Raw genomic sequence first — 21,373 nt, 5'->3', positions numbered from 1 at the left:
TTAACCCCTGCATCGCGATAAGTAATTCGATTAACGCTTAGTCACTGACTAAGCCAACTGGAAGCATGCTGACTATGGCTACGATTCATGTAGACGGCAAAGAATATGAGGTCAACGGAGCGGACAACCTGCTGGAAGCTTGTCTGTCTCTCGGCCTTGATATTCCGTACTTTTGCTGGCACCCGGCGCTGGGCAGCGTCGGTGCTTGCCGCCAGTGTGCGGTGAAGCAATATCAAAACGCGGAAGATACGCGTGGTCGCCTGGTGATGTCTTGTATGACACCGGCCACCGAAGGCACCTTTATTTCTATTGATGACGAAGAAGCGAAACAGTTCCGTGAAAGCGTGGTGGAATGGTTGATGACCAACCACCCGCACGACTGTCCGGTCTGCGAAGAGGGCGGTAACTGCCACCTGCAGGATATGACGGTAATGACCGGTCATAGCTTCCGTCGCTACCGCTTTACTAAGCGTACGCACCGCAATCAGGATTTGGGGCCATTCATCTCTCACGAAATGAACCGCTGCATCGCCTGCTATCGCTGCGTACGTTACTACAAAGATTATGCGGACGGCGCGGATCTGGGCGTGTATGGCGCACATGACAACGTCTATTTTGGTCGTCCGGAAGACGGTACGCTCGAGAGCGAATTCTCCGGTAACCTGGTAGAAATCTGCCCGACCGGTGTGTTCACTGATAAAACGCACTCCGAGCGTTATAACCGTAAATGGGATATGCAGTTTGCGCCGAGCATCTGCCAGCAGTGTTCCATTGGTTGTAACACCAGCCCAGGTGAGCGTTACGGCGAGTTGCGTCGTATCGAAAACCGCTACAACGGTACCGTAAACCACTACTTCCTCTGTGACCGTGGTCGTTTTGGCTACGGTTACGTGAACCTGAAAGACCGTCCGCGTCAGCCGGTACAGCGTCGTGGTGATGACCTGATCACCCTGAACGCTGAGCAGGCGATGCAGGGTGCGGCAGATATTCTGCGTCAGTCGAAGAAAGTGATCGGTATCGGTTCCCCGCGTGCCAGCGTTGAAAGCAACTTCGCGCTGCGTGAACTGGTGGGTGCGGATAACTTCTATACCGGTATCGCCCAGGGTGAGCAGGAACGTCTGCAACTGGCGCTGAGTGTGCTGCGTGACGGCGGTATTCATACCCCGGCACTGCGTGAAATCGAATCTTACGACGCGGTTCTGGTGCTGGGCGAAGATGTGACCCAGACCGGGGCGCGTGTTGCGCTGGCTGTGCGTCAGGCGGTGAAGGGGAAAGCGCGTGAAATGGCAGCGGCACAGAAAGTGGCCGACTGGCAGATCGCCGCAATCCTTAACATTGGCCAGCGTGCCAAACACCCGCTGTTCGTGACCAACGTCGATAACACCCGTCTGGATGATATCGCGGCATGGACCTACCGTGCACCGGTTGAAGATCAGGCGCGTTTAGGTTTCGCTATCGCCCATGCGCTGGATAACAACGCACCGGCGGTTGACGGCATCGACCGTGACCTGCAGAACAAAATTGATGTTATCGTTCAGGCACTGGCCGGGGCGAAGAAACCGCTGATTATTTCCGGCACCAACGCCGGTAGCGCCGAAGTGATTCAGGCTGCTGCTAACGTGGCGAAGGCGCTAAAAGGCCGTGGCGCAGATGTTGGCATCACCATGATTGCCCGCTCTGTTAACAGCATGGGCCTGGGCATGATTGGCGGTGGTTCCCTTGACGATGCGCTGACTGAACTGGAAACAGGTCGTGCTGACGCCGTTGTGGTGCTGGAAAACGATTTGCATCGCCATGCTTCAGCGACTCGCGTAAATGCTGCGCTGGCTAAAGCGCCGCTGGTATTGGTCGTTGACCATCAGCGTACGGCAATTATGGAAAATGCCCATCTGGTGCTTTCCGCCGCTAGCTTTGCCGAAAGCGACGGTACGGTTATCAACAACGAAGGCCGTGCACAGCGTTTCTTCCAGGTCTATGACCCGTCCTATTACGACAGCAACACCATCATGCTGGAAAGCTGGCGCTGGCTGCATTCGCTGCACAGCACCGTACAGAGCCGTGAAGTGGACTGGACGCAGCTCGACCACGTTATCGATGCGGTCGTTGAGAAGCTGCCGCAGCTGGCGGGTATTAAAGATGCCGCACCGGATGCCAGCTTCCGTATTCGTGGGCAGAAACTGGCGCGTGAGCCGCACCGTTACAGTGGTCGTACGGCAATGCGCGCTAACATCAGCGTGCACGAGCCGCGCCAGCCGCAGGATAAAGACACCATGTTCGCCTTCTCGATGGAAGGGAACAACCAGCCGTCTGCACCGCGTTCACAAATTCCGTTTGCCTGGGCACCAGGCTGGAACTCCCCACAGGCGTGGAACAAGTTCCAGGATGAAGTGGGCGGTAAACTGCGTCATGGCGATCCGGGCGTGCGTCTGATTGAAGCATCTGAAGGTGGCCTGGATTACTTCACCACCATTCCGGACAGCTTCAAGGCTCAGGATGGTCAGTGGCGTATCGCACCGTACTACCATCTGTTTGGTAGTGATGAAATGTCCCAGCGTGCACCGGTCTTCCAGACCCGCATGCCGCAGCCGTACATCAAACTCAACCCGGCAGATGCCGCGAAGTTGGGTGTCAATGCCGGCACGCGCGTTTCTTTCAGCTACGATGGCAACACGGTCACGCTGCCGGTTGAAATCGCTGAAGGCTTAACGGCAGGGCAGGTTGGTTTGCCGATGGGCATGCCTGGCATCGCGCCGGTTCTGGCAGGTGCGCGTCTTGAGGATCTGCAGGAGGCACAACAATGAGTTGGATTACACCCGATCTGATTGAGATCCTGCTGAGCATTCTCAAAGCGGTGGTGATCCTGCTGGTGGTGGTCACCTGCGGGGCATTCATGAGCTTTGGCGAACGTCGCCTGCTGGGTCTGTTCCAGAATCGTTACGGACCGAACCGTGTGGGCTGGGGCGGTTCGCTCCAGCTGGTTGCGGACATGATCAAGATGTTCTTTAAAGAAGACTGGATCCCGAAATTCTCGGATCGCGTCATCTTTACTCTGGCACCGATGATCGCCTTCACCTCGCTGCTGCTGGCCTTTGCTATTGTGCCAGTGAGTCCGAACTGGGTGGTTGCTGACCTGAACATCGGGATCTTGTTCTTCCTGATGATGGCAGGCCTCGCGGTCTACGCGGTGCTGTTCGCCGGTTGGTCGAGCAACAACAAATACTCGCTGCTCGGTGCGATGCGTGCGTCTGCGCAGACGCTGAGCTACGAAGTGTTCCTCGGATTGTCCCTGATGGGTGTGGTGGCGCAGGCCGGTTCATTTAACATGACCGACATCGTCAATAACCAGGCCGATATCTGGAACGTTATTCCGCAGTTCTTTGGTTTTGTCACCTTTGCCATCGCGGGCGTAGCGGTGTGTCACCGTCACCCGTTTGACCAGCCAGAAGCCGAGCAGGAACTGGCCGATGGTTACCACATTGAATATTCCGGCATGAAATTCGGTCTGTTCTTTGTGGGCGAGTACATCGGTATCGTCACCATTTCCGCGCTGATGGTTACCTTGTTCTTCGGTGGCTGGCATGGCCCGTTCTTACCGCCATTCGTCTGGTTCGCGCTGAAAACCGCGTTCTTCATGATGATGTTCATTTTGATTCGTGCGTCGTTACCGCGTCCTCGTTATGACCAGGTAATGTCCTTCGGCTGGAAAGTCTGTCTGCCGCTGACGCTCGTCAACTTGCTGGTAACGGCGGCTGTCATTCTCTGGCAGGCGCAATAAGGGACACAAAGACCATGACCTTAAAAGAATTGTTAGTAGGCTTCGGCACCCAGGTACGTAGTATCTGGATGATCGGCCTGCATGCGTTCGCAAAACGCGAAACGCAGATGTACCCGGAAGAGCCGGTCTATCTACCGCCCCGTTTTCGTGGTCGTATCGTACTGACCCGTGATCCAGACGGTGAAGAGCGCTGCGTTGCCTGTAACTTGTGTGCGGTAGCGTGTCCGGTTGGCTGTATCTCTTTGCAAAAAGCAGAGACGAAAGATGGCCGCTGGTATCCGGAGTTTTTCCGCATTAACTTCTCACGCTGCATTTTCTGTGGTCTGTGCGAAGAAGCCTGTCCGACAACGGCTATTCAGCTGACTCCAGATTTCGAGCTGGGTGAATACAAGCGCCAGGACCTGGTTTACGAGAAAGAGGATCTGCTGATCTCCGGTCCGGGCAAATACCCGGAATATAACTTCTACCGGATGGCAGGTATGGCAATCGACGGCAAAGATAAAGGCGAAGCAGAGAACGAAGCTAAGCCTATCGACGTCAAGAGCCTGTTACCGTAAGGAGAGGGGCAATGGAGTTCGCTTTTTATATCTGTGGCCTGATAGCCATTCTCGCAACCTTGCGGGTGATCACCCACACCAATCCGGTACACGCACTGCTGTACCTGATTATTTCGCTGCTGGCGATTTCTGGGGTGTTCTTCTCGTTAGGCGCTTACTTCGCGGGTGCGCTGGAAATTATCGTCTACGCGGGTGCCATCATGGTGCTGTTCGTGTTCGTGGTGATGATGCTCAACCTGGGCGGTTCTGAAATCGAACAGGAACGTCAGTGGCTGAAACCGCAGGTGTGGATTGGCCCGGCGATTTTGTCGGCCATCATGCTGGTGGTGATTGTGTATGCCATCCTGGGTGTTAACGATCAGGGCATCGACGGTACGCCAATTAGTGCGAAAGCTGTCGGCATTTCCCTGTTTGGACCTTATGTTCTGGCGGTTGAACTGGCTTCGATGCTGCTGTTGGCGGGTCTGGTTGTGGCCTTCCACGTCGGTCGCGAAGAACGTTCCGGTGAAGTGCTGAGTAATCGCACTGATGACCGCGCGAAAAGAAAAACGGAGGAGCACGCATGATCCCCTTACAACATGGACTGATCCTCGCGGCTGTCTTATTCGTACTGGGTTTAACTGGTCTGGTTATCCGCCGCAATCTGCTGTTTATGCTGATTGGGCTGGAAATCATGATTAACGCCTCCGCGCTGGCCTTCGTGGTCGCCGGAAGCTACTGGGGCCAGACCGATGGTCAGGTGATGTACATTCTTGCCATCAGCCTCGCGGCTGCTGAAGCGAGCATTGGACTTGCGCTGCTGCTGCAACTTCATCGCCGTCGCCAGAACCTGAACATCGATTCAGTAAGTGAGATGCGTGGATGAACATGCTTGCCTTAACCATTATTCTGCCATTTATTGGCTTTGTATTACTGGCGTTCTCTCGCGGTCGTTGGTCAGAGAATCTGTCCGCAACCGTGGGCGTCGGGTCGATTGGCCTGGCGGCGCTGGTGACCGCGTTTGTTGGTGTTGACTTCTTTGCGAATGGTCAACAGGCCTACAGCCAGCCGCTGTGGACGTGGATGTCGGTCGGCGACTTCAACATCGGTTTTAACCTGGTGTTGGACGGCCTGTCGCTGACTATGCTCTCGGTGGTAACCGGCGTTGGTTTCCTGATCCACATGTTCGCCTCCTGGTACATGCGCGGGGAAGAGGGCTACTCTCGTTTCTTCGCCTACACCAACCTGTTTATCGCCAGCATGGTGGTTCTGGTACTGGCGGATAACCTGCTGCTGATGTATCTCGGCTGGGAAGGCGTGGGGCTGTGCTCCTATCTGCTGATCGGTTTCTATTATACCGATCCGAAGAATGGCGCAGCGGCAATGAAAGCCTTCGTGGTAACCCGTGTCGGTGACGTATTCCTCGCCTTCGCACTGTTTATCCTCTACAACGAGCTGGGTACGCTGAATTTCCGCGAAATGGTGGAACTGGCGCCTGCGCACTTTGCAGACGGTAACAACATGCTGATGTGGGCAACCCTGATGCTGCTGGGCGGTGCGGTGGGTAAATCTGCGCAGCTGCCGTTGCAGACCTGGCTTGCAGACGCGATGGCGGGCCCGACGCCTGTTTCCGCGCTTATCCACGCCGCGACGATGGTTACCGCCGGTGTCTACCTGATTGCACGTACCCACGGTCTGTTCCTGATGACCCCGGAAATTCTGCATCTGGTAGGGATTATTGGTGCTATCACGCTGGTGCTGGCAGGGTTTGCCGCGCTGGTCCAAACCGACATCAAACGTGTGCTCGCTTACTCCACCATGAGCCAGATTGGCTACATGTTCCTGGCGCTGGGCGTACAGGCATGGGATGCGGCGATTTTCCACCTGATGACGCATGCCTTCTTTAAAGCGCTGCTGTTCCTGGCATCCGGCTCGGTTATCCTGGCCTGCCATCACGAACAGAACATCTTCAAGATGGGCGGCCTGCGTAAGTCTATTCCGCTGGTGTATCTTTGCTTCCTGATTGGTGGCGCGGCGCTGTCGGCTCTGCCGCTGATTACCGCAGGCTTCTTCAGTAAGGATGAGATTCTGGCCGGTGCGATGGCGAACGGTCATATCAATCTGATGGTTGCAGGTCTGGTCGGTGCGTTCATGACCTCTCTGTACACCTTCCGTATGATTTTCATCGTGTTCCACGGTAAAGAACAAATTCACGCTCACGCAGGGAAGGGGATTACCCATCATCTGCCGCTGATTGTGCTGATGATCCTGTCCACCTTCGTTGGTGCGCTGATTGTGCCGCCGCTGCAGGGTGTTCTGCCTGCAACGACCGAGCTGCCGCATGGTCGTGTCATGACGCTGGAAATTACCTCCGGTATCGTCGCGATTGCGGGCATCCTGATCGCAGCATGGCTGTGGCTGGGTAAACGTACGCTGGTGACGTCGATTGCCAACAGTGCGCCAGGCCGTCTGCTGGGGACCTGGTGGTATAACGCCTGGGGCTTTGACTGGCTGTACGACAAAGTGTTCGTTAAGCCGTTCCTCGGCATCGCCTGGCTGCTGAAACGCGATCCGCTGAACGCAATGATGAACATCCCGGCTATCCTTTCCCGCTTTGCAGGTAAAGGCCTGCTGTTAAGCGAGAACGGCTATCTGCGCTGGTATGTGGCATCAATGAGCATTGGCGCTGTCGTTGTGCTGGCACTGTTGATGGTACTGCGTTGAGTTTGTTGGCTGGATGAACGATTGCCGGATGGCGCTTCGCTTATCCGGCCTACAAACCCAAAAATAATTTTTAGAATTCGTTGAAAATCTGTTCCTGAAGTACAGGCGTCATCGGCGAAGTCAGACCGAATACCGCCAGCGCAGAGCAACCGGAGCGTACTGAAGTACGTGAGGATTGCGAGCACTGCCGGGATTTGGGCTGACGAGTGAGACAGCCTGAGCAGGAGTAAATATAAGGGACATACTTAGCTATGTTATTACCCTGGTTGATATTAATCCCCTTTATCGGTGGCTTCCTGTGCTGGCAGACCGAACGCTTTGGCGTGAAGGTGCCGCGCTGGATAGCGCTGATTACCATGGGGCTGACGCTGGCGCTTGGCCTGCAACTGTGGTTGCAGGGTGGCTATTCACTGACGCAATCCGCTGGCATTCCGCAGTGGCAGTCTGAGTTTATCCTGCCGTGGATCCCGCGTTTCGGCATCTCTATTCACTTAGCAATCGACGGTTTATCGCTGCTGATGGTAGTGCTGACCGGTCTGCTCGGTGTTCTGGCGGTACTGTGCTCCTGGAATGAAATCGAAAAATACCAGGGCTTCTTCCACCTGAACCTGATGTGGATTCTGGGCGGCGTTATCGGCGTGTTCCTTGCCATCGACATGTTCCTGTTCTTCTTCTTCTGGGAAATGATGCTGGTGCCGATGTACTTCCTGATCGCGTTGTGGGGGCATAAAGCCTCTGACGGTAAAACGCGTATCACGGCGGCGACCAAGTTCTTCATTTATACCCAGGCGAGTGGTCTGGTGATGTTGATTGCCATCCTGGCGCTGGTGTTTGTGCACTATAAAGCGACCGGTGTGTGGACCTTCAACTATGAAGAGCTGCTGAATACCCCGATGTCCCACGGTGTGGAATATCTGCTGATGCTGGGCTTCTTCATCGCGTTTGCGGTGAAAATGCCGGTGGTTCCGCTGCATGGCTGGTTGCCAGATGCGCACTCCCAGGCACCGACCGCAGGTTCCGTTGACCTGGCGGGGATTTTGCTGAAAACCGCGGCTTACGGCCTGCTGCGCTTTTCTCTGCCACTGTTCCCTAACGCGTCGGCGGAGTTCGCACCTATCGCGATGTGGCTGGGCGTTATCGGTATCTTCTACGGCGCGTGGATGGCCTTTAATCAGTACGATATCAAACGTCTGATTGCCTACACCTCCGTATCGCACATGGGCTTCGTACTGATTGCTATCTACACCGGCAGCCAGCTGGCGTACCAGGGTGCGGTTATCCAGATGATCGCTCACGGTCTGTCCGCAGCCGGTCTGTTCATTCTGTGTGGACAGTTGTACGAACGTCTGCACACGCGTGATATGCGTATGATGGGCGGCCTGTGGGGCAAAATGAAATGGTTGCCTGCACTGTCCATGTTCTTCGCCGTTTGTACGCTGGGTATGCCGGGTACAGGTAACTTTGTTGGCGAATTCATGATTCTGTTCGGCAGCTACCAGGTGGTTCCGGTCATTACGGTGATCTCAACCTTTGGTCTGGTGTTTGCTTCTGTATACTCGCTGGCGATGCTGCATCGCGCTTACTTTGGTAAGGCGAAAAGCCAGATTGCCAGTGTTGAACTGCCAGGGATGTCGCTGCGTGAGCTGTTTATCATCCTGTTGCTGGTTGTGCTTCTGGTACTGCTTGGCTTCTATCCGCAGCCGATTCTGGATACCTCGCATTCTGCGATGAGCAACATCCAGCAGTGGTTTGTTAATTCCGTTACTACTACAAGGCCGTAAATCGCCATGACAATAACTCCACAACACCTGATTGCGCTGCTACCGCTGCTGATCGTCGGCTTGACGGTGGTGGTTGTGATGCTCTCCATTGCGTGGCGACGCAATCACTTCCTCAATGCCACGCTGTCGGTCATTGGGCTTAACGCCGCGCTGGTTTCGCTCTGGTTTGTTGGCCAGGCGGGCGCCATGGACGTCACCCCGCTGATGCGGGTTGACGGTTTCGCTATGCTCTACACCGGGCTGGTGCTGCTGGCGAGCCTTGCCACCTGTACCTTCGCTTACCCGTGGCTGGAAGGCTACGACGACAACCGGGAAGAGTTCTACCTGCTGGTGCTGATTGCCGCGCTGGGTGGAATTCTGCTCGCCAATGCTAACCATCTGGCGGCGCTTTTCCTCGGTATCGAACTGATTTCTTTGCCGCTGTTTGGCCTGGTCGGTTATGCCTTCCGTCAGAAGCGTTCACTGGAAGCCAGTATCAAGTACACCATCCTGTCTGCCGCAGCGTCTTCCTTCCTGCTGTTTGGTATGGCGCTGGTGTACGCACAGTCCGGCAACCTGTCGTTCGTTGCGCTTGGTAAGAGCCTCGGCGACGGCATGCTGCATGAGCCGCTGCTGCTGGCGGGCTTCGGTCTGATGATCGTGGGCCTCGGCTTTAAACTCTCGCTGGTTCCGTTCCACCTGTGGACGCCAGACGTATACCAGGGTGCTCCGGCCCCGGTTTCCACCTTCCTGGCGACGGCGAGCAAAATCGCTATCTTCGGCGTGGTGATGCGTCTGTTCCTGTATGCGCCGGTTGGCGACAGTGAAGCGGTACGTATCGTGCTGGGCGTGATTGCCTTTGCTTCCATCATCTTCGGTAACCTGATGGCGCTGAGCCAGACCAATATCAAACGTCTGCTCGGTTACTCTTCTATCTCTCACCTCGGCTACCTGCTGGTGGCGCTGATTGCTCTGCAGAGCGGCGAGATGTCGATGGAAGCGGTTGGCGTTTACCTGGCCGGTTATCTGTTCAGCAGCCTCGGCGCGTTCGGTGTGGTCAGCCTGATGTCCAGCCCGTACCGTGGTCCGGATGCAGATTCTCTGTTCTCCTACCGTGGTCTGTTCTGGCATCGTCCGATCCTCGCGGCAGTGATGACGGTGATGATGCTGTCTCTGGCGGGTATCCCGATGACGCTGGGCTTTATCGGTAAGTTCTATGTACTGGCCGTCGGTGTGCAGGCTAACCTGTGGTGGCTGGTTGCCGCTGTGGTGGTCGGCTCCGCGATTGGTTTGTACTACTACCTGCGCGTTGCTGTGAGCCTGTACCTGAGCGCACCGCAGCAACTGAACCGCGATGCACCGTCTAACTGGCAGTACAGCGCGGGCGGTATCGTGGTGCTGATCTCTGCACTGCTGGTGCTGGTGCTGGGTATCTATCCGCAACCGCTGATCAGTATCGTGCAGTTGGCGGCACCGCTGATGTAAGTGACACGCTGAAACGAAAAAACCCGCCTCGGCGGGTTTTTTTATGGGAGCAAGGCTATCAGGCGGAAAGCTGACGGCTCACCAAAGGACCACTAACATCTTTTGCTGCGCGCTCCATCACTTCCTGAATCACAGAAGATAATTCGTTGACCTCGAATTTTGCCACGTAGCCATCGGCCTTAACCCGGCGAACGTGATCTTCGTTGGCGCTACCGGACAGTGAAGAGTGGATGACAACCGGGATCTTCTTCAGACGCTCGTCGGTTTTAATCTTACGGGTCAGTGTGAAACCGTCCATCTCCGGCATTTCCAGATCGGTAAGCACCAGGGCGATTTTCTCGCTGACAGGCTTACCCTCCGCTTGTGCCTCTTCGGAGAGTTGCTGAATTTTGTCCCAGGCATCTTTGCCGGTGACATGCATCAGATGCGGAATTTCCATCGCGTTCAGTCCTTTCTCCAGCATCGCCCTGGCAACTTTGGAGTCTTCCGCAACAATGGCTACCGCACCTGGCGTGATATTGAATTTGCTGGTTTTCAGGTCGGTTGCACGCAAATCGTGGTTGGACGGCACAATGTCATACAGGATCTGTTCGACATCAAGCACCAGCGCCAAATTGTTGGTTTCTTTGTCGTCGTCCAGACAAGCAATACTGGTGATGTACCGACCATTGACGGCTTTCTCCGCAGTGTGCACCTGCTGCCAGTCGAGGCGCATAATGTTCTCTACTGACTCCACCGCAAATGCCTGTACGCTGCGGGCGTACTCTGTGATCAACAGGATATTAAGCCCGGTTTCGGGTTTACATCCGGCGACAGCAGGCAGGTCGATCACCGGAATCACTTGGTCCCGGATATTCACCATGCCTAACAGCGGAGCCTTCATGCCGGCAGGGCGTGTAAATGTCGGCATCGGAACGATTTCACGGAGTTTGAAAACGTTGATGCCAAACAGCTCTGATTTCTGCTCTTCAACCGATTTGCCGAGGCGAAACAGCAGCAGCTCAAAGCGGTTAGACAAGGTTAGATTGGTCCTGTCATCAATATCTTTCTGGAAATTGTTCATCCTGTCCTCAGTGTGAAAGCCAGCCTTTCCACTGTTATCGGCATTGAGGCGGAAAAATAAAGCGTTAAACGGTGAAAATGGCGAAATCGTGAGCCAGTTCCGTTGCCGGGAACAGCGCTCTGCACTCTTCAAGTAACCGTTGGCAGCCCTTTGCATCGTAGCGGGAGCTGACGTGGGTCATGATGAGTCTGCCCACACCGGCGTCCCGTGCCAGCTGTGCGGCCTGCCGGGTGGAGCTATGCCCGCGGCTGTTGGCTTTCTCCTCCATGGACGAATCCAGCGTGGTTTCATGTACCATCACGTCCACCCCTTTTGCCAGTTCGATAGCGCTCGCACAGGGTCCGGTATCACCGAAAATGGCGACGGACTTTCCCTTAATCGCCGGGGCGAGAAAATCGGCCCCGCTAATGGTGCGCCCGTCTTCCAGCACGATAGTTTTTCCCGCTTTGAGATCCTGAAAACAAGGGCCTGGTTTAACGCCTGCCGCTTTGAGCGCGTTGGCATCAAGCGCACCGGGTTTGTCGTGTTCTTCAACACGAAAACCGTAGCACTCCAGCGGATGTTCCAGTTGAAACGCGGTCACTTTGCGCAGGCCGTCATCCACAATCTCACCGGCGGTGATTTCTACAATATCCAGCGGGTAATCGGTCCAGGAGCCGCTTAGTCGCAAGGCTGTTTCGGTAAATTCTCGTAACCCTTTCGGGCCATAAAGCGTCAATGGCTGGACGTTTCCCGCCATTGAACGGCTGCACAGCAACCCCGGCAAACCAAAAAGGTGATCGCCATGCAGATGACTGATAAAAATACGATCAAGTTTGCCCGGGTTGAACGGGGTGCTAAGCATTTGATGCTGCGTCCCTTCGCCGCAATCAAAAAGCCACAAACCTGCCTGAGTAGGGTGTTGCAGATTCAGTAATATTGCCGTTACATTGCGAGAACGTGTGGGAACTCCCGCAGACGTACCTAAAAATAGTAATTCCATCTTTACGTTACACTTTTCGCCATTAATGAGGCAGGGTGTTCAGGTTATCACAACAAAGGGGCAGACAATGATCCACTGGCAAGATCTCCATCATGCAAAGCTGAGTGTTCAGGAGCTGTATGCCATTCTTCAGCTTCGCTGCGCGGTATTTGTTGTTGAGCAGCAATGTCCGTATCAGGACGTGGATGGCGACGACTTAGTCGGCGAGAACCGTCACATTCTGGGATGGCATAATGATGAACTGGTGGCGTATGCGAGGATTCTGAAAAGTGACGATGATCTGGAGCCGGTAGTGATTGGCCGGGTGATTGTCAGCGAAGCGCTACGCGGCGAAAAATTGGGACAGCAGTTAATGACGCAAACGCTGGCCTCCTGTACGCAGCATTGGCCGCATAAGGCGTTATACCTGGGGGCCCAGGCGCATCTGCAATCGTTTTATGCAAAATTTGGTTTTGTTCCAGTCACGGAGATCTATGACGAAGATGGTATTCCACACATCGGCATGGCGCGTGAGGGTCATCAAGCGTAAACAGCCCCTGTCGTCTATAGTTAGCGGGTACGTCAATAGAAAGGGAGAATATAATGTCTTTTCATTCTTACGAATCACGTATTGATGACGATTTGGAATTGTTGAGCGAAACGCTGGCAGAAGTGCTACGTTCTTCCGGCGATCCTGCCGACCAGAAGTACCTTGAGTTGAAAGCGCGGGCTGAGCAGGCGTTAGAAGAGGTGAGAAACCGCGTTAGTCACGCCTCTGACAGTTACTATTATCGAGCAAAGCAGGCAGTTTGCCGGGCAGATGACTATGTACACGAAAAACCCTGGCGTGGGATCGGCGTGGGGGCGACAGTTGGTTTAGTGATGGGATTATTGCTGGCACGGCGATAAATATAGCGCTGTCATCGCACTCCCTATACGGGGGTACTGCTTTTTCTGCTCAGTACCCCGTATAATGAGAGGTTTTTAACAGGGAGAGGTCCGCGTGCATTCAATCACTACTGCGCTGGAAAATCTGATGCGCATATTGTCGCAAGAGATACCGGCAGCACCTGGCATTCGTATTTACGACATACCTTTCCCACTGAACGATGCTTTTGACGCTTTAGGATGGCTGGCCAGCCAGCCCGTCTGGCCTCAGTTTTACTGGCAGCAACGTAACGGCGATGAAGAAGCGGCTGTGCTGGGCGCCGTTGCGACATTCACCTCACTGGAATCCGCCCAACGGTTTTTACGCCAACATGATAATCACCCCGAACTGCGTGTCTGGGGCCTGAATGCGTTTGAGCCGCAGCGCGGTAATTTATTGCTGCCTCGCCTGGAATGGCGACGCTGTGCCGGGGTTGCGACCTTACGACTACATCTGTATAGCGACGTGTCGTTGCGTGAAGATGCCGCGCAGGCCGCTGCATTTATTTCAACACTTGCGCAGGTAAAACCGCTTCCCGCATTGCGTTTGTTTTTGACGGGAGAACAGCACTGGCCGGATAAAGACGGTTGGGTTCACCTTATTGAGCTTGCCACGCAGACCATTGCTGAGGAAGAACTCGACAAAGTGGTGCTGGCGCGTGCGACCGATTTACAGTTTTCTCAGCCAGTTAATGCCGCGGCTGTTATGGCCTCCAGTCGTCGTTTAAATCTCAACTGTTACCACTTCTATATGGCGTTTTCCGCCGAATCTGCTTTTCTTGGCTCTTCCCCTGAACGTCTGTATAGACGGCGTGACACGGCACTGCGCACTGAGGCGCTGGCCGGAACAGTCGCCAATCACCCTGACGATCATCGCGCCTGGCAGCTTGGTGAATGGCTGATGAAGGACGATAAAAATCAGCGTGAGAACATGTTGGTGGTGGAAGATATTTGCCAACGGCTGCAAAACTGTACGCAAACCCTCGATGTCCTGCCGCCGCAGGTACTCAGACTGCGCAAAGTACAGCATCTGCGCCGCTGTATCTGGACTGCGCTCAATCAGGCGGACGATACACTTTGTCTGGTACAGCTACAACCTACTGCAGCCGTAGCGGGTATTCCGCGCGAGCTGGCGCGTGAATTTATTCAACATAATGAACCCTTTGAACGCGAGTGGTATGCCGGTTCCGCGGGTTACCTTTCATTGCGTCAGAGCGAGTTTTGCGTGTCATTACGTTCAGCGAAAATTAGCGCAAACGTCGTACGCCTGTATGCCGGGGCGGGGATCGTGCGCGGTTCAGATCCTGAGCAAGAATGGCAAGAAATAGATAATAAAGCGGCAGGGTTACGTACTTTATTACAGATGGAAGGATAGTGATTTCGTGTATATTCCCGACTCATATCAAAAATCCATTTATTCGATTCTTTATACTGTGTCGCAATATTGATACCGGACAATCTCATGTCAGTAAGCGCATTTAACCGACGCTGGGCGGCGGTCATTCTGGAAGCACTCACTCGCCACGGCGTCAGGCATGTTTGCATTGCCCCTGGCTCTCGTTCGACGCCGTTAACTTTAGCGGCAGCGGAAAATCCCGCTTTCATTCATCATACCCATTTTGACGAGCGCGGACTGGGACATCTCGCCTTAGGCCTGGCGAAAGTCAGCAGGCAACCTGTTGCCGTTATTGTCACCTCTGGTACGGCGGTAGCGAATTTGTATCCGGCGCTGATTGAAGCCGGACTGACCGGTGAAAAACTGATTTTACTCACCGCTGACAGACCGCCTGAGCTTATTGACTGTGGCGCTAACCAGGCGATTCGTCAGGCCGGCATGTTTGCGTCACATCCGTCGCAAACGCTCTCTTTACCGCGTCCGACGCAGGACATTCCGGCAAGCTGGCTGGTGTCTACCCTCGATAACGCTCTGGCCTCACTGCACAGCGGTGCGGTACACATTAACTGCCCGTTTGCGGAGCCGCTGTATGGCGAGATGGACGACACGGGCATTGAGTGGCAGCAGCGCCTGGGCGACTGGTGGCAGGATGGCAAACCCTGGTTGCGCGAAGCGCGTCGGCTGGAAAGCGACAAACAGCGCGACTGGTTCTTCTGGCGGCAAAAACGTGGTGTGGTACTTGCCGGGCGCATGAGCGCCGAAGAGGGCAAAAAAGTTGCGCTCTGGGCGCAGACGTTAGGCTGGCCACTCATTGGTGATGTGCTGTCGCAAACCGGACAGCCGTTGCCCTGCGCCGATCTGTGGCTGGGGAACGCGAAAGCGGTCGCTGAATTAGAGCAGGCGCAGATTGTGGTGCAGCTCGGCAGTAGTCTGACCGGTAAACGTCTGCTGCAATGGCAGGCTAGCTGCGATCCGCAGGAATACTGGATTGTCGATAATATCGAAGGACGTCTGGATCCGGCTCATCATCGTGGACGCCGGCTGGTGGCAAAAGTGGGCGACTGGCTGGAGCTGCATCCGGCAGAGAAACGCCAGCCCTGGTGTGTGGAGATCCCGCGGCTGGCGCAACAGGCATGGCAAGCGGTAGAAGCCCGCCGCGACACGTTTGGCGAAGCACAGCTGGCGCACCGTATTCGCGAGTATCTGCCAGAGCAGGGACAGTTGTTCGTGGGGAACAGCCTGGTTGTACGGTTGATTGACGCGCTGTCTCAGCTTCCGGCAGGTTTCCCGGTTTACAGCAATCGCGGTGCGAGCGGCATTGACGGTCTGCTATCAACGGCGGCAGGCGTACAGCGTGCCAGTGCGAAATCGACGCTGGCTATTGTTGGCGATTTATCCGCGCTGTATGACCTGAATGCGCTGGCGCTTTTGCGCCAGGTTTCCGCACCGTTTGTCCTGATTGTGGTGAATAATAACGGCGGACAGATTTTCTCCCTGCTGCCGACGCCAGCAAGCGAGCGCGAACGGTTCTATCTGATGCCGCAGAACGTCCATTTTGAGCATGCCGCGGCTATGTTTGACCTCAAATATCACCGCCCGGAGAACTGGGCGCAACTGGAGAGCGCGCTGACGAACGCCTGGCGTACTCCGGTGGCAACGGTGATTGAGCTGGTAGTGAATGAAACTGACGGGGCGCAAACCCTGCAGCAACTACTGGCGCAGGTAAGTCATCTATGATCCTGCACGCGCAGGCAAATATGGGTCAGGTGGATTTCCCCTGGCTGGTTTTCCTGCACGGATTTTCCGGCGATCGCCGGGAATGGCAGGCGGTCGGTGAAGCATTCCCGGACTATTCGCGGTTGTATATCGACCTGCCTGGCCACGGCGGTTCTGCTGATATCAGTGTGAACGGATTCGATGACGTCAGCGATTTGTTGCGTAACACGCTGCTTAGTTACAACATACTTAACTACTGGCTGGTGGGATATTCCCTTGGCGGCAGAGTCGCAATGATGGCGGCCTGTCAGGGGATGCCGGGACTCTGCGGTCTGGTTGTTGAAGGTGGGCACCCTGGCTTACAACATGAAGATGAGCGCGTTCAGCGTCGTCTTTCAGATGGTCGTTGGGCCGCACGTTTTCGCCGTGAGCCGTTGCACGATGTGTTTAATGACTGGTACCAGCAACCGGTTTTCGCTTCGCTGGATGCGACCGAAAGAGAGGCGCTGGTCGCTTTACGCTGCCAGAATAAGGGTGAAACGTTGGCGGCAATGTTGGAAGCTACCTCGTTGGCCGTACAACCTGATTTACGTGTGCAACTGAAAACGCGCACATTTCCGTTTTATTATTTATGTGGTGAACGTGACGATAAATTCCGCGCTCTGGCGGCGGAAATATCCGTACCGAACCATGTGATTCGTAACGCCGGACACAACGCGCATCGGGACAATCCCGCTGGCGTGGTGGACTGTCTGGCTCAGATTCTGCGTCGCTGACTATAGGACATTTTATGATCTATCCTGATGAAACAATGCTTTACGCACCGGTAGAATGGCTCGACTGCTCTGAAGGCTACACCGACATTCGCTATGAGAAATCCACCGACGGTATCGCAAAAATCACCATTAATCGTCCGCAGGTACGCAATGCTTTCCGTCCTGTCACCGTCAAAGAGATGATTCAGGCGCTGGCGGATGCGCGCTATGATGACAATATTGGCGTGATTATTCTGACCGGTGCGGGCGATAAAGCGTTCTGCGCGGGTGGCGATCAGAAAGTACGTGGCGATTACGGCGGATACCAGGATGACTCCGGCGTGCATCATCTGAACGTGCTGGACTTCCAGCGTCAGATTCGTACCTGTCCGAAACCGGTTGTCGCGATGGTGGCAGGGTATTCCATCGGTGGTGGCCATGTGCTGCACATGATGTGCGACCTGACCATTGCGGCTGAAAACGCCATTTTTGGTCAGACTGGCCCGAAAGTCGGTTCTTTCGACGGCGGATGGGGTGCGTCCTACATGGCGCGTATCGTCGGTCAGAAAAAAGCACGTGAAATCTGGTTCCTGTGCCGTCAATACGATGCAAAACAGGCGCTGGATATGGGCCTGGTCAATACCGTGGTTCCGCTGGTCGATCTGGAAAAAGAGACGGTGCGCTGGTGTCGTGAAATGCTGCAAAACAGCCCGATGGCGCTGCGTTGCCTGAAAGCTGCACTGAATGCCGACTGCGATGGTCAGGCGGGTCTGCAGGAACTGGCCGGTAACGCGACCATGCTGTTCTACATGACTGAAGAAGGTCAGGAAGGCCGTAACGCCTTTAACCAGAAACGCCAGCCTGACTTCAGCAAATTCAAACGGAATCCGTAATGCGTAGCGCGCAGGTATACCGTTGGCAGATCCCCATGGACGCGGGGGTGATTTTGCGTGACAGGCGGTTAAAAACGCGTGACGGGCTGTACGTTTGTCTTCGTGACGGCGAGCGCGAAGGGTGGGGAGAGATCTCTCCACTACCGGGCTTCAGCCAGGAAACCTGGGAAGAGGCGCAAACTGCGCTGCTGGCCTGGGTCAACGGTTGGCTGCAGGGGGATTCATCCTTGCCACAGCTGCCTGCCGTTGCATTTGGTGTTAGCTGTGCGCTGGCCGAGCTTGCGGGTACGTTGCCTGAGGCGGCGGACTATCGTGCTGCGCCGTTGTGTACAGGTGATCCTGACGATCTGGTGCTGCAACTGGCAGACATGCCTGGCGAGAAAGTTGCGAAGGTAAAAGTCGGTCTGTATGAAGCTGTTCGCGACGGTATGGTCGTCAACCTGTTGCTGGAGGCGATCCCGGAACTGCACCTGCGGCTCGATGCCAATCGTGCGTGGACGCCGCTGAAAGCCCAGCAGTTTGCGAAATATGTCAATCCTGAGTATCGCGGGCGCATTGCCTTCCTCGAAGAGCCGTGTAAAACCCGTGATGATTCCCGCGCGTTCTCACGTGAAACAGGGATTGCCATTGCCTGGGATGAAAGTCTGCGTGAAGCCGATTTCACCTTTATGGCCGAAGAGGGCGTGAAGGCTGTCGTCATCAAGCCTACGCTGACGGGTAGCCTCGACAAGGTGCGTGAGCAGGTTGCAGCCGCACACGCGCTCGGTCTCACCGCCGTGATCAGCTCCTCTATCGAATCGAGCCTGGGCTTAACCCAGCTGGCGCGCATTGCTGCCTGGTTGACGCCACAGACTATCCCTGGTCTGGATACGCTCAACCTGATGCAATGCCAGCAGGTACGCTCGTGGCCAGGCAGTACGTTGCCGTGCATTGAGGTTGATGCGCTGGAACGATTGCTATGACCCAGTGGGAAATGCCCGATGGCGCAAGCGCATCGGGCCTGGAGCGATTGTCCGATACGCCTGATTTTACTGACTGGCCGTGGCGTCACTGGCGACAGGCTCGTGCGGACGCGACAGCCTTACGCCTCAACGATGAGGTGTTAAGCTGGGGCGAACTCTGTGCACGAGTCGATCGTCTGGCAAGCGGCTTTGCGGCTCAAGGGGTGGAAGAGGACGATGGCATATTGCTCCGCGCCTGGAATCATCCCCGTCCGCTGCTGGCCTGGCTGGCATTGTTGCAGTGCGGGGCACGAATTTTACCTGTGAACCCGCAGTTGCCACAGTCGTTGCTGGATGTGTTAATTCCGGATCTGACGCTGCGTTTTGCGCTGGATCTGGAAGGCGAAAGTCCGCTTCCGGGCCTGACACCGCTGCGGATGTTGGAACAGTCTGGCGAGCATGCTGCCGTCTGGTTGCCTCAGCGCTTGAGCACAATGACGTTAACCTCCGGCTCAACCGGACTGCCTAAAGCGGCGGTACATACTTGTCAGGCGCATTTGGCGAGTGCGCAGGGGGTGCTGTCACTGATGCCATTTGGCGAAGACGATGATTGGCTGCTCTCGCTACCGTTATTTCACGTTTCCGGTCAGGGGATAATGTGGCGCTGGTTGTTTGCGGGCGCACGTATGACCGTGCGCGATAAGCAACCGTTAGAGCAGATGCTGGCGGGTTGTACCCATGCTTCGCTGGTTCCCACGCAGCTTTGGCGACTGTTGGTCAATAACACACCGGTATCGCTAAAGGCCGTGTTGCTGGGCGGTGCAGCGATTCCTGTTGAATTGACTGAACAAGCGCGTGAGCAGGGTATTCGCTGCTGGTGCGGTTACGGGTTAACAGAATTTGCCTCCACGGTTTGTGCGAAAGAAGCTGATGGTAAGGCAGATGTCGGCTCTGCACTACCGGGCAGAGAAGTCAGGATTGTTGATGATGAAGTCTGGCTTCGTGCCGCCAGCATGGCGCAAGGTTACTGGCGTAACGGACAGCTTTATCCGCTGGTTAATGCGCAAGGCTGGTTTGCCACCCGCGATCGCGGCATCGTGCATGATGGCAAGTTAACCATTGTCGGGCGGATGGACAACCTGTTTTTTAGTGGCGGAGAAGGGATCCAGCCGGAAGAGGTGGAGCGCGTTATTATATCGCATCCCCATGTTCTGCAAGCTTTTATTGTGCCAATAGAAGATGAAGAGTTTGGCCATCGCCCCGTTGCGGTTGTGGAGTACGATGCCGAAGTCGGAAGTATTGATCTGGCAGAATGGGTGAAAGATAAGCTGGCACGTTTCCAGCAACCCGTTCGTTGGATAACCTTACCCGCAGAATTGAAAAGCGGCGGTATTAAGATTTCTCGCCGGGCGCTGCTGGAGTGGGTCCGTACCCGCGGTAAAGCTTAAGAAAACATTAAATTTATCTCGCATAATTGCCATTCCTGGGCCATTGTCCTTTGGTTTATCTGCTAAAGTGTAACCTATTGTGAAAATCAATAGCAAAAGGTGCGCTATGGAATGGCATGTGAAGAAGTCTTGCTGTAACCAAAAAGCAGGGAGGCTCTATATTGTACTTTGTGATACCGGTGGTTCGTTGAAAATGCTGGCTGAAGCGCAAGCCTGCGAGCGTGTAAAAGTCGGCGATCTGCTGTCACCGCTAAAAGATGCCCAGTATTGTATTAACCGTGACACATCGCGAGTGATTAAAATCATTGATGCCAGACAGTATCTCTGCGAAGAATGGGAGCGTCTGCGACAACTGTCTGACGATAATTGATCTCAGGGCGTGTGTTGGCGGGCAGGTAAGAATATGGTCATTAATCCCGCCATAATACACAGCACACCCACCAGGGCTTTTACTGAGAAGGTTCCTTGCCAGCCTGGTAAAATCATTGATGCGATCCACACCAGCACATAGCTGAGGCTGAGCAAGGCATAGGCTTTGCTCAGCGCGAGCTGATGCAGGGCTTTATGCCAGCACATCACTGACAGTAAATAACCTACCAGCCCGCCATACAAGGCGAATGCGCTGCTGCTGGTTGAAAAAACGGCGGAGATAAACGCCAGCGGTTGCAGCATGGGTGGCAGATTATCCATCGCGTAACCCAGACTTAGCTGAGCAACCGACGTAATAATCACGCTACACAGCCCCCAAAAGATGCCCATTACACCGCGCTCCCAAGAATAAAGATGCCGGTGATGAGTAGCCCAACCCCCAGCCAGTGACGCGTTGTGACGGGTTCGCGCCAGATTTTCCATGCTGCCAGCGTGACCCATACAAAGTTCAGGCTTAGCATCGGGTAGGCGATACCGACGGGAATATTCTGCAATACTGCCAGCCAGAGCAGCATGGCCAGTCCCAGACAGGCCAGCGCCAGACCAATCCACTGCGCGATATAG

Annotated in this window: 21 protein-coding genes; 17 read left to right on the top strand and 4 right to left on the bottom strand. The window is 55.0% G+C overall.

Annotation, left to right across the window (positions count from 1 at the left end; genetic code table 11):
• The first annotated feature begins 74 nt into the window (after positions 1–74).
• The 8 genes from nuoG (at position 75) to nuoN (ending at position 10,280) form a co-directional block, all read left to right on the top strand.
• Positions 75–2,801 carry an NADH-quinone oxidoreductase subunit NuoG gene (gene nuoG / locus NNO02_RS14855; protein ID WP_271455131.1) on the top strand — a complete coding sequence of 909 codons (2,727 nt, stop codon included), beginning with the start codon at positions 75–77 and terminating at the stop codon, positions 2,799–2,801.
• Positions 2,798–3,775, top strand: a complete 978-nt coding sequence (gene nuoH / locus NNO02_RS14850; protein ID WP_003028063.1) for an NADH-quinone oxidoreductase subunit NuoH — start codon at positions 2,798–2,800, stop codon at positions 3,773–3,775. Before nuoG ends, nuoH begins: the two co-directional genes overlap by 4 nt.
• Positions 3,776–3,789: 14 nt before the next feature.
• Positions 3,790–4,332 carry an NADH-quinone oxidoreductase subunit NuoI gene (gene nuoI, locus NNO02_RS14845; protein ID WP_005129470.1) on the top strand — a complete coding sequence of 181 codons (543 nt, stop codon included), beginning with the start codon at positions 3,790–3,792 and terminating at the stop codon, positions 4,330–4,332.
• A gap of 11 nt (positions 4,333–4,343) precedes the next feature.
• Positions 4,344–4,898, top strand: coding sequence for an NADH-quinone oxidoreductase subunit J (nuoJ, locus tag NNO02_RS14840; RefSeq protein WP_003028059.1), 555 nt, complete (start codon positions 4,344–4,346; stop codon positions 4,896–4,898).
• On the top strand, positions 4,895–5,197 hold the full coding sequence (gene nuoK, locus NNO02_RS14835; RefSeq protein ID WP_006683663.1) for an NADH-quinone oxidoreductase subunit NuoK: 303 nt from the start codon (positions 4,895–4,897) through the stop codon (positions 5,195–5,197). The genes nuoJ and nuoK overlap by 4 nt, the downstream gene beginning before the upstream one ends.
• Positions 5,194–7,035: an NADH-quinone oxidoreductase subunit L gene (nuoL, locus tag NNO02_RS14830; RefSeq protein WP_271440142.1), complete on the top strand. Its 1,842-nt coding sequence runs from the start codon at positions 5,194–5,196 to the stop codon at positions 7,033–7,035. Before nuoK ends, nuoL begins: the two co-directional genes overlap by 4 nt.
• A gap of 251 nt (positions 7,036–7,286) precedes the next feature.
• A complete protein-coding gene (gene nuoM, locus NNO02_RS14825; RefSeq protein ID WP_005129465.1) occupies positions 7,287–8,816 on the top strand; it encodes an NADH-quinone oxidoreductase subunit M in 1,530 nt (509 codons plus the stop codon).
• 6 nt (positions 8,817–8,822) lie between these two features.
• On the top strand, positions 8,823–10,280 hold the full coding sequence (nuoN, locus tag NNO02_RS14820) for an NADH-quinone oxidoreductase subunit NuoN (RefSeq protein ID WP_271455130.1): 1,458 nt from the start codon (positions 8,823–8,825) through the stop codon (positions 10,278–10,280).
• Between the two features lie 58 nt (positions 10,281–10,338).
• Here nuoN and NNO02_RS14815 read toward each other — a convergent pair whose 3' ends face one another.
• The gene (locus tag NNO02_RS14815) at positions 10,339–11,343 is read right to left on the bottom strand and encodes a chemotaxis protein (protein ID WP_271440141.1); all 1,005 of its coding nucleotides are present in this window, start codon (positions 11,341–11,343) and stop codon (positions 10,339–10,341) included.
• 64 nt (positions 11,344–11,407) lie between these two features.
• A complete protein-coding gene (gene rbn / locus NNO02_RS14810) occupies positions 11,408–12,325 on the bottom strand; it encodes a ribonuclease BN (protein ID WP_271440140.1) in 918 nt (305 codons plus the stop codon).
• Positions 12,326–12,392: 67 nt separating this feature from the next.
• Between rbn and NNO02_RS14805 the strand changes: the two genes are divergently transcribed.
• The 9 genes from NNO02_RS14805 to pmrD all read left to right on the top strand — a co-directional run bounded on the left by NNO02_RS14805 (position 12,393) and on the right by pmrD (position 20,750).
• Complete coding sequence (locus tag NNO02_RS14805) at positions 12,393–12,854, top strand: GNAT family N-acetyltransferase (protein ID WP_271455129.1); 462 nt, start codon at positions 12,393–12,395, stop codon at positions 12,852–12,854.
• A 53-nt stretch (positions 12,855–12,907) separates the two neighbouring features.
• Positions 12,908–13,213, top strand: coding sequence for a stress response protein ElaB (elaB, locus tag NNO02_RS14800; RefSeq protein WP_137384151.1), 306 nt, complete (start codon positions 12,908–12,910; stop codon positions 13,211–13,213).
• Between the two features lie 94 nt (positions 13,214–13,307).
• Positions 13,308–14,606 carry an isochorismate synthase MenF gene (gene menF / locus NNO02_RS14795; RefSeq protein ID WP_271455128.1) on the top strand — a complete coding sequence of 433 codons (1,299 nt, stop codon included), beginning with the start codon at positions 13,308–13,310 and terminating at the stop codon, positions 14,604–14,606.
• Between the two features lie 87 nt (positions 14,607–14,693).
• On the top strand, positions 14,694–16,364 hold the full coding sequence (menD, locus tag NNO02_RS14790; protein WP_271455127.1) for a 2-succinyl-5-enolpyruvyl-6-hydroxy-3-cyclohexene-1-carboxylic-acid synthase: 1,671 nt from the start codon (positions 14,694–14,696) through the stop codon (positions 16,362–16,364).
• Positions 16,361–17,119, top strand: a complete 759-nt coding sequence (gene menH / locus NNO02_RS14785) for a 2-succinyl-6-hydroxy-2,4-cyclohexadiene-1-carboxylate synthase (RefSeq protein ID WP_271455126.1) — start codon at positions 16,361–16,363, stop codon at positions 17,117–17,119. Before menD ends, menH begins: the two co-directional genes overlap by 4 nt.
• 14 nt (positions 17,120–17,133) lie before the next feature.
• Positions 17,134–17,991 carry a 1,4-dihydroxy-2-naphthoyl-CoA synthase gene (gene menB, locus NNO02_RS14780; protein WP_137384147.1) on the top strand — a complete coding sequence of 286 codons (858 nt, stop codon included), beginning with the start codon at positions 17,134–17,136 and terminating at the stop codon, positions 17,989–17,991.
• Complete coding sequence (gene menC / locus NNO02_RS14775; protein WP_271455125.1) at positions 17,991–18,953, top strand: o-succinylbenzoate synthase; 963 nt, start codon at positions 17,991–17,993, stop codon at positions 18,951–18,953. Before menB ends, menC begins: the two co-directional genes overlap by 1 nt.
• Positions 18,950–20,380, top strand: coding sequence for an o-succinylbenzoate--CoA ligase (menE, locus tag NNO02_RS14770; RefSeq protein WP_271455124.1), 1,431 nt, complete (start codon positions 18,950–18,952; stop codon positions 20,378–20,380). The genes menC and menE overlap by 4 nt, the downstream gene beginning before the upstream one ends.
• 106 nt (positions 20,381–20,486) lie before the next feature.
• Positions 20,487–20,750: a signal transduction protein PmrD gene (gene pmrD, locus NNO02_RS14765; protein WP_271440133.1), complete on the top strand. Its 264-nt coding sequence runs from the start codon at positions 20,487–20,489 to the stop codon at positions 20,748–20,750.
• Between the two features lie 2 nt (positions 20,751–20,752).
• Here pmrD and arnF read toward each other — a convergent pair whose 3' ends face one another.
• Together arnF and arnE are read right to left on the bottom strand one after the other, a co-directional pair.
• On the bottom strand, positions 20,753–21,139 hold the full coding sequence (gene arnF / locus NNO02_RS14760; RefSeq protein ID WP_271455123.1) for a 4-amino-4-deoxy-L-arabinose-phosphoundecaprenol flippase subunit ArnF: 387 nt from the start codon (positions 21,137–21,139) through the stop codon (positions 20,753–20,755).
• A partial coding sequence (arnE, locus tag NNO02_RS14755) for a 4-amino-4-deoxy-L-arabinose-phosphoundecaprenol flippase subunit ArnE (protein ID WP_442867911.1) occupies positions 21,139–21,373 on the bottom strand: 235 nt, incomplete at its 5' end. The genes arnE and arnF, both read right to left, overlap by 1 nt.

The organism is Citrobacter sp. Awk 2 (assembly GCF_028069815.1).
GTDB lineage: Bacteria > Pseudomonadota > Gammaproteobacteria > Enterobacterales > Enterobacteriaceae > Citrobacter.
Note: the sequence above shows the minus strand (reverse complement) of the source record. Positions and strands in the feature narration are given on the sequence as shown.